Source organism: Glutamicibacter sp. 363 (assembly GCF_052379505.1).
Classification (GTDB): domain Bacteria; phylum Actinomycetota; class Actinomycetes; order Actinomycetales; family Micrococcaceae; genus Glutamicibacter.
The window spans coordinates 1-7581 of the sequence record NZ_JBQSYR010000053.1 but is presented as its reverse complement, the minus strand read 5'-3'; the positions used below and the strand labels follow the sequence as shown (position 1 = coordinate 7581).

The 7581-nt window shown below is 56.2% G+C and carries 6 protein-coding genes and 1 pseudogene; 2 read left to right on the top strand and 5 right to left on the bottom strand.

Features of this window, described 5'->3' with window-relative positions; translation table 11 throughout:
• Window positions 1-305, top strand: a 305-nt coding sequence (locus ACT3UA_RS18490) for a DUF6973 domain-containing protein (RefSeq protein WP_444617803.1), incomplete at its 5' end; no start/stop codon positions are given.
• A gap of 18 nt (window positions 306-323) precedes the next feature.
• Window positions 324-785: a hypothetical protein gene (locus tag ACT3UA_RS18485; RefSeq protein ID WP_141393490.1), complete on the top strand. Its 462-nt coding sequence runs from the start codon at window positions 324-326 to the stop codon at window positions 783-785.
• Window positions 786-857: 72 nt separating this feature from the next.
• On the opposite strand, the gene ACT3UA_RS18480 is transcribed toward ACT3UA_RS18485, so the two are convergent.
• From ACT3UA_RS18480 to ACT3UA_RS18460, 5 genes and pseudogenes are all read right to left on the bottom strand, one after another.
• Window positions 858-2588 carry a type IV secretory system conjugative DNA transfer family protein gene (locus ACT3UA_RS18480; RefSeq protein ID WP_096284371.1) on the bottom strand — a complete coding sequence of 577 codons (1731 nt, stop codon included), beginning with the start codon at window positions 2586-2588 and terminating at the stop codon, window positions 858-860.
• Window positions 2585-4144, bottom strand: a complete 1560-nt coding sequence (locus ACT3UA_RS18475; RefSeq protein WP_255248362.1) for a hypothetical protein — start codon at window positions 4142-4144, stop codon at window positions 2585-2587. The genes ACT3UA_RS18480 and ACT3UA_RS18475 overlap by 4 nt, the downstream gene beginning before the upstream one ends.
• Window positions 4145-4191: 47 nt before the next feature.
• Window positions 4192-5703, bottom strand: coding sequence for an SCO6880 family protein (locus tag ACT3UA_RS18470; protein ID WP_096284367.1), 1512 nt, complete (start codon window positions 5701-5703; stop codon window positions 4192-4194).
• 2 nt (window positions 5704-5705) lie between these two features.
• Entirely contained in the window at window positions 5706-7145 is a 1440-nt protein-coding gene (locus tag ACT3UA_RS18465) for a hypothetical protein (RefSeq protein ID WP_096284365.1), read from the bottom strand.
• A gap of 34 nt (window positions 7146-7179) precedes the next feature.
• A pseudogene (locus tag ACT3UA_RS18460) lies at window positions 7180-7512 on the bottom strand (integrase core domain-containing protein); the annotation flags it as partial.
• Between the last annotated feature and the right edge of the window lie 69 nt (window positions 7513-7581).

Here is a 7581-nt window from a genome sequence, read left to right as displayed (position 1 = left end):
AGGACGCAGATAATGCCTCAGCGTCTGCGAAGAAGCTTTTCCCCAAGTCACTGCATAATGGTAGGGGAGATGCTTACCGTCATTGTTACTGGAATGCTCTGATGACAATTAGCATTGGTGAAAACGGTGCAATGAAGATTGCTTCGAATCATGAAGCGGTTCGTAATGGGCCAGCACGTGAGAAGAAGATGGATCTGGCCAATAACAAAACTGGTCGATCGGTCGGTAAGGCTCAGAAAACAGCGTCTAAGAGCAGTACTAAGTGCAAATCCCTGGCCAACCAGAACAAGCTGGTCACCCTCTAACAATTTCTGAGTGTGAGAATGAATTTTACAAAACGACTTTCGTTGAAGATTGTTCCCCTAATTGCTTTCGGTGTTCTTGCTTCCGGATGCGCGGCTGGTGGAACATATGAGGAAACTCTGACGTCCGAGGCTAAAAGTGGCGAAAATTTGACGCTACCGCAGGAGAATTCCCCGGTAGACAGCTGGGAACACGTTGCAGTGCTATGCCCGTACTCGACGCCACCTGCGAATCTTCCTGCCGCAATGAAGACTGCCACGGAGCAAATCAATACTGATACCGACGATAGTCAACAATGGTTGGTATTTGGCAAGGGAAGCGATGCAGAATCAATTGCATTGAGTCGTGCAAAGATTGATTTCTGCTCTTCAGCGACAGATAACTCTAACGTTTATCCGGCAGATCAGCAGTGGTCTGTTCAGGAAGGCGACGAAGGGGTTCTAGTGCTTTCGATCGATACTACTTCGAAAGTTTCATCCTGAGTTTTTACGTCGTGATCTAAAAGTCGGCTACCAACGAGCAGATGCTCGTCGGTAGCCGACTTTTGTCTTGTTCTAAAGAATATATTTCTTGACGTTTTCGTAGTACCCCTGTGAAAGTTTCACATCTTCCCCATATGGCTTCTGAGAGAAGTGCACTAGTTCCAATAATCCTGCGGGGATGCCGGAGCCGGTGACGATAGCTCGGCCTCGCGGCAATGCACCGAGGTCGGAGACTTCCAGGATGGATTCGCGTTGCATTGAACTGGACACTGAGCGCCCGTTGCGGCCATTGGTGCTGGATGAGCGTTTGAGCACGTCGCGGGCACCGACGAGCTTTTCCAGATACGGCAGGAACTTATCGTCCGAGAGTCCCGAGCCGGCTACGCGGATATTGGACGCGCCCCACAGTTTATCCATGCCGTCTTGCCCATAAGCTTCGACGCCCTGTTTGTATGACTGGAAGAACGTGGAGACCACGATGCCGCGTGAGCCGTAGTGGGAATACACGTCGGGCAGTTCGCGCCAGCGCACCACGTTTGCGGCCTCATCGAGCACTGCTATCAGCGGGGTTTTTAACCGTCCACCTGTCATGGCAGCGGCCGTTTTTTCGGCGGCATCCATGACAGCCATGACCAACGCTGCGGTGATTGCTCGCGCGGTGCCTGCACCTTCTTTGGAGACCAGATACAGGGTGTCGGTGCCGGTAGCTAATTTGCGGTGGTCAAATTCAGGGCGTGAGAAGTTCCCATTCGAGCGAATCCAGGGGGTAACTTCTTCGTAGGAGAGCACTGTGATCCATGGGCGCATCGTGCCATACACGCCGTCACGCTGCTTAGGGGTCAAGCCTTGAATCTGCCAGAGTGCGGAAGAAAAGTCTTGATAACCGTGCTCGTCCAGCAGGTCACGAGCTGTTTTGTCCTCGGGGTCTTGCGCCCAGGCGAACACATCGGTGATGGGACGTTTCGCAATGGCCGCAGCAAACAAGAAATGGGAGAGTAGCCGTTTACCGTCAGATTCAAAGTACGCATCGGATTTCGCGCCGGCTGAAGTCTCTGAAGCAATGAACACATCGGCCAGTTTCACTGCCGATTTCATATCTGTCACGAAGGACAGAGGGTTCCACCACCAGGAAGGTTCTTCGCCGATGATGCCTTGCACGTCGTGGACCCAGACGGTGCCTACCCGGGCGCGGGGGCCACGGGTCATATCCACGATGTCTCGCTTGTTTGAAGTTGCCAGCACCGGGCCACCGGTTTCGAGGATCTGTGGCACGCACACGCAGGAGGTTTTACCGGCGCGTGGACCCATCAGCCAGATTTGCACCCACTCATAGGAGCTAAACAAAGGTTTATGGTTGTTGACCAGTCTGGCCAGGGGTACGCCGATCCCAGCTTTCTGTGCGCCGAGACGTTCAGAGTCTTGGCGTGCTGCCGGTTCTTCCAGGGCTTTGAAATCTTTTGCGTGGCCCATTTCTTTAGCTAGGTGATCTACGCGGGAGCTGGTGCCTCGGCTGCGCCGCCAGACCAGCACCAGCATGAGGATCACGGCAATCAGCAGCAGCATGCCGATGGCAAAGACGGTGATTTGCAGCCCGCCGATCGGCAGGTAGCCTCGGCCTTGATCCATGAGGATCTGCACTGGATTATTTGAGGTGTTTTCAACCTTGGGATCTAGGATCGCTCCGAACGTCCACAACACCACCCCGAGGATGAGCAGCGCAAGAGCGCCGCCGCCAATCATCCACAGTGCATCGTCGTTTGCTGGCTGGTTTTTGCGTCCTGAACGTGGATCTGTGCCGATCATTTGTTCACCATCTCCCACGCCCGGTTGGTATCTGAAATCTGGAATTCAAGGTCTGTCAGGTGAGTGACAAACGGGGTGCCAGGATTCTTACCGACTTTCAAGATGAAATGGCCGGCCCCTGGACGGCGGGAAGCTTTATTAGTCTTCGGATCAACGACCGCTTCACCAGTCCAATCAGTCATCAACGATTTTTCCTTCGAAGACAACGCGAACACTTCTTCAAGGTTGCCCATCTCCGACGGTGCCAGTCCTCCGAGGAACACCATTGCGGAGCGTTCCACGAACCCCCAAGCAGTGGCCGTCAGGTGCTCTTTGGACAGGCGCAGGTCGTTCATGGTGTGGGTGATCATGACTTGGCCGATGCCGCGCCCACGGTTCAACCGGGTGATGGTGTCAATGAAGTGCACCATGTCATCGCTGGCGCGCAGGATGCGCCACAGCTCATCCATGACCAGGAAGTAGGTGCGGCGTTTGCGCTTGCCCGCAGCGGCCAGATGCTGTTCGGCTGAGACGGTGGCTGAGCCGAGATTCCAGCACAGTGACTGGACGGCTGCGACCAAGACACTGTCGTTTTCGTTCACGCCTGAAATGTCGAACACGACCGGCACACCGGGGGTAATGTGCGCGTCGGATGGTTTGGCGAACATATCGCCGTAGGCACCGGACGGGCCGAGGTTGATTAGTGCATCCAGCAGGGCTTGGAGGCGTTGATCGTATTCGTGGTCATCATCGTAGGCCAGGACGTTTTGGCGCAGCACTTCGGGACGTGAACGCATGAAATCCACCAGATCCCCGATCAGCGGAGCCTCTTGCAGATGGGGGTCCAGCTCGTTGATCGCTACCGAAAGGCAGGTGGATTCGTGAGGCTGTAAGGGGCGGCCGAGCATCATGGAGGTGATGCCTTCCATGAGGGAGCGGCGGCGGCTGATCATCTCTTGGATAGCAATGTCGCGGGCCTTGTCATCGTCAATCTCGTTCAGGCTGGCCACCAGCGGTCCGAGATCCAAGGGATTGAGGTGCCCTTGGCCGGGGGAGAACGTAATGACTTGCCCTCCCAATGCGCGGATGTGTGGAACGTAGTCCGGGCGGGAGTCGGCCAGGATCATCGGCACCACGCCCCACGCGGTGAGCACTGCCAGCAGCCGGTGCACCAGAGAGGTCTTACCCAGTCCGGGTTGAGCGAGGATGAACGCGGAAGGGTTGGAAATAATGCCGTTGAGGAACCACGAGACTGGATCGCCAGTGACCAGCGTATTGCGCAGCAGGTGGCGGCCTAACGGTGCGCCGATGGTGGGTAATCCAGCGCCGTTGATGAACGGCCAGAACCCACACACCTGAACACAAGAGCCTTGGACCTCCACAGGGTTTTCGATGTAGTTCACCGGCCCGCCGCCGCGCCGGTTCCAGCCCGCGTCTCCTGGCAGGTGACGGGACTTCGCACCTTCGGCCAGGAGACGGGAAAGAAACCCTGGCTCTTTCGGCTTTTTTGGGGCAGCTTTTTTCGCAGCTCGTTCAAGCCTGGACACGTCGCGCTTGGATAGTTTCAAGCTCGACACTGGCCCTTCTTCGTCTAGGGGGCGAAGAGGATTTTTCAAAGGAGACATTAGAACCACGTCTTAATCTCGTCGGGGATCATCATGTGATCAGGCACGACCATGCCCAGCGGCAGACCAGCTTGGAAGGTCACCGCCTGGTTAGCCAGGGCTTCACGCACACGAAGTTTGGCGTGGGAGACCATGCCGGGAACGGTACGGTCAAACTTTTTCAGTTCCTCAGCCTCACGAACGCTAATGGTTACGATCAGGCCGAAGCGTGTCAGGCCGGAGCCTAAGGCTTCTTCCTGCGCTGTTTTCTGTGCTGCGGCCAGCCGCTGACGTGCACGGACTGAGACGCGCTGCTGGGAGCCGGAGAACATGGCATCTTTCTGCTCGTTCTCCACCACAGTGGACGTCTGGTCAGCCGGGATTGGACGGTAGAGCAGGGTCACGCGCTTACGCAACGCGCCCTCACTTGGTGCGGTGAGCCGTGAAAGTGAGTTGGACATGAAAGCGCCGCGTGGGCCTTCATACATCGTCCACGACTTCGACACCGCCCGGTCATGCCGGTAATGGTCGAACGCGTCCAGTGCGAAGGAAGGGCCAGCATCCTCCCACGCTAGTCCGGTGCCGCCGTTGGCTTGGGCTTCTTCCACTGCCGCTGCGGTGGTCGGGTCATAGGCTATGCGGGTGAAGTCAATAATGTCTTGCGCACTGCATGGGCGGACTGCACCGGCCCCGGTGTTCGCCAGGCCGGAAATGATGCCGGGAAGCTTGTTGCCAATCTCCTCAGCCATTTCTTCCATGCCGCGATCCCCGGCTTTGCCGTCAACCCGGCGACCATCAAAGGTCAGCGTAATTCTTGCGACCACTTCGGGTGAGCTGGAATGATCTGTTTGAGCGATGCGCTGCACGACTTGTTTAGCGAAGTCCGGGGCATCGTCCCGGTGGTTATCGGCCAGCAGCCTCTGCAAGCGCAGCCCTGAATCCAGAGATGATTCAATGGTCACTGACGCGCCGCGGATTCCTTCGTCCAGACCGCGTTGGGTGAGCCAGCTGGCCCAATGCGCTACCTGGTTATCCACGTCCGTCTGGTCGATGAGGCTATCGCCGTTGGGGAAGCATTCAAGAACAACCGAATAATTATGGTGCCCCCGCGAGGAGAGGCGGATGAGGCCGAAGGGGTTGCCGTAGGAATCAGCAGTTTCGGTCAGCTGGGATTTGGCCATCAGGCCCGGCAGGCGTACTTGGCCGTCAGGGGTGAATCCGGCAGGGCCTGCGAGGTACACGTGCTTTTTTGATGCGACTTTTTGACGCTGAGCTAGACGCAGCATGAGTCTCCCATAGATGGATCGGCCTTGCTTCTTGGTCACGAGCAACAGCACTGAGGCAAGGATTGTGGATAAGGCGATGATGACAGCGGCAAGAACCCAGCCGCGAGCAGCCATAACGATGACCAGCAACACGATGGGCACGAGCATGAGGCTTTGGCCCATTGACAGACCTAGGAGTCCTGAGCGGCGTGGAACGGTGAGGTTGCCGAAGGTGTTTGGTTCGATTCGTACTTCGGAAGATGCCATGATTATTCGCCGTCCTCATCTACGAGCTTGCTCGGATTCGAGCCTTGGGCAAGATCCTTCATATCGCCCATCTTCTGCATCGCTTCGGTGACCTTATTTGCGGGTTTTGCCCCGGAAGGCCCGCCGTTCGGTGTTGTTCCTTGTCCGTCCGATGAGCCTTCTGGAGATGATCCTGAGGATTGAGAAGAATTGGCTGACTCGTTTGAGTTAGCACCTGACTGCGCGTTATCGCCGCTAGCCGGTGCCGAGCTGTCGCCCGACCCGGACGAAGGAGAAGAACCCGTTTCAGAAGATGATGATGATTCTGAACCTGATGGTGTTGCCCCCACGCTTGATGCACTGGAACTAGAGCCGGAAGAATCGGAGCCACCACCTGCAGGTGCGCTCGATGAGGAACCAGAGTCAGCCGAAGAAGAACCTGAGGAACTGCCGCCACCGCTGACGGCTTCCGACGCACCAGAACCGCCACCAGCCGAGCTGCCACCAGCAGCCGCGCTCGCTTCTCCACCGCTGGCAGTACTACCTGATGTTGCCGCGGTTTCCGCGCCTTTACCCGCAGCCGTAGATGCGGCCGTAGTTGAACCATTCGGTATTGCTGCGGCTGCGCCACTGCCCGCAGCGGCCGCACCTCCAGTACCCGCCAGAACCGCTGCGCCAGCAGCTAACGTGACACCAGCACCAAGGGCTGCACCACCAGAGAAGGCACCAGCACCGACCCCAGCTGCAGGAACGATGAATTTAATCAAAGCTGGCAACGCCAACGCCGCCAAAAGCAAAATCAGCACTGCAATCAGGGTTGACTGCATCGCAGCAGCGACAGAAGCTTCTTCGCCCTCAGTTTGACCGCCAGTGACGAGCATGCGGAAACCGAGGGCATAGATCCCAGCAGCCACCGGCTTGAACAACAGCAAAGCAACTAGCCAACCATTGGCTTTGCGCCACGCTTGTCGGCCTTGTTCTGTACCGCTGGCAGCAGCTAAAGCCACAATGAATGCCGAGAGGATCAAGAACATTACGTCTCGGAAATACATGAACAGCAAATTGATGATCGCACCGAGCAGCAACAAAATGAACAGCAAGAAGGCGGTGCCAGGACTAGCAAGCAACGCAGAACTCGCTGTGAGCATTTGAGTGAGATCTATTTCCCCACCCGTGGAGCGCTGCACAATCCATTTCGAGAACTCATCGGACGCGGTAAGCAGTACTCCGATGCCTACCGCGTAGGCCGTGGTGGCAAGAATCAAATTCACAATTGGTGTTGCCAGCCCGATGAGGCTACTTTTCACGTCCTGGGACATGACGAGCTTAATGAGACCCACAAGGAATCCGAGGATGGCGAATCCAGCGACGTACCAGGACATATCTTCCCGAAGTCCAATTACGGCAGCGTTTTGTACGTCTGGGCTGGGTGTGTCTAACCAAAAAGTAGAAACTTGGGCCACCGGAAATTTTCAAGTCAAGTGAGACCACTAAGTCTTAGACCAGCATCTTTTCTCCTTCTTCCTGCTTGATCGGTTCGTTAATCCAAGCCACTTCAGGCAGCAACATTTTCTTCGGTAATCGGTTCTTTCCAAACCGCTCAGGATGCTCCGCCCATGCTTTCTCCAACGCCGTTAGGCGTTGGTCATCCACGTGCCCAGTCATCCCGAAATGCACGTCGGCAGGAGTATGAAACCCCAGTCCTGAATGGCGATGCTCAGTGTTATAAGCATGAACAAACCGGTCCATAAAATCCCTGGCGTGCTCCAACGAACCAAACCTTTCTGGGAAAGCCGGCATATACTTCAAAGTCTTAAACCACGACTCTGAGTTATCCCGAATTCGGGATAACTCAGATTATGCCGGGGCCGTGATTATGCCGAGCTCGAACCTGACTGG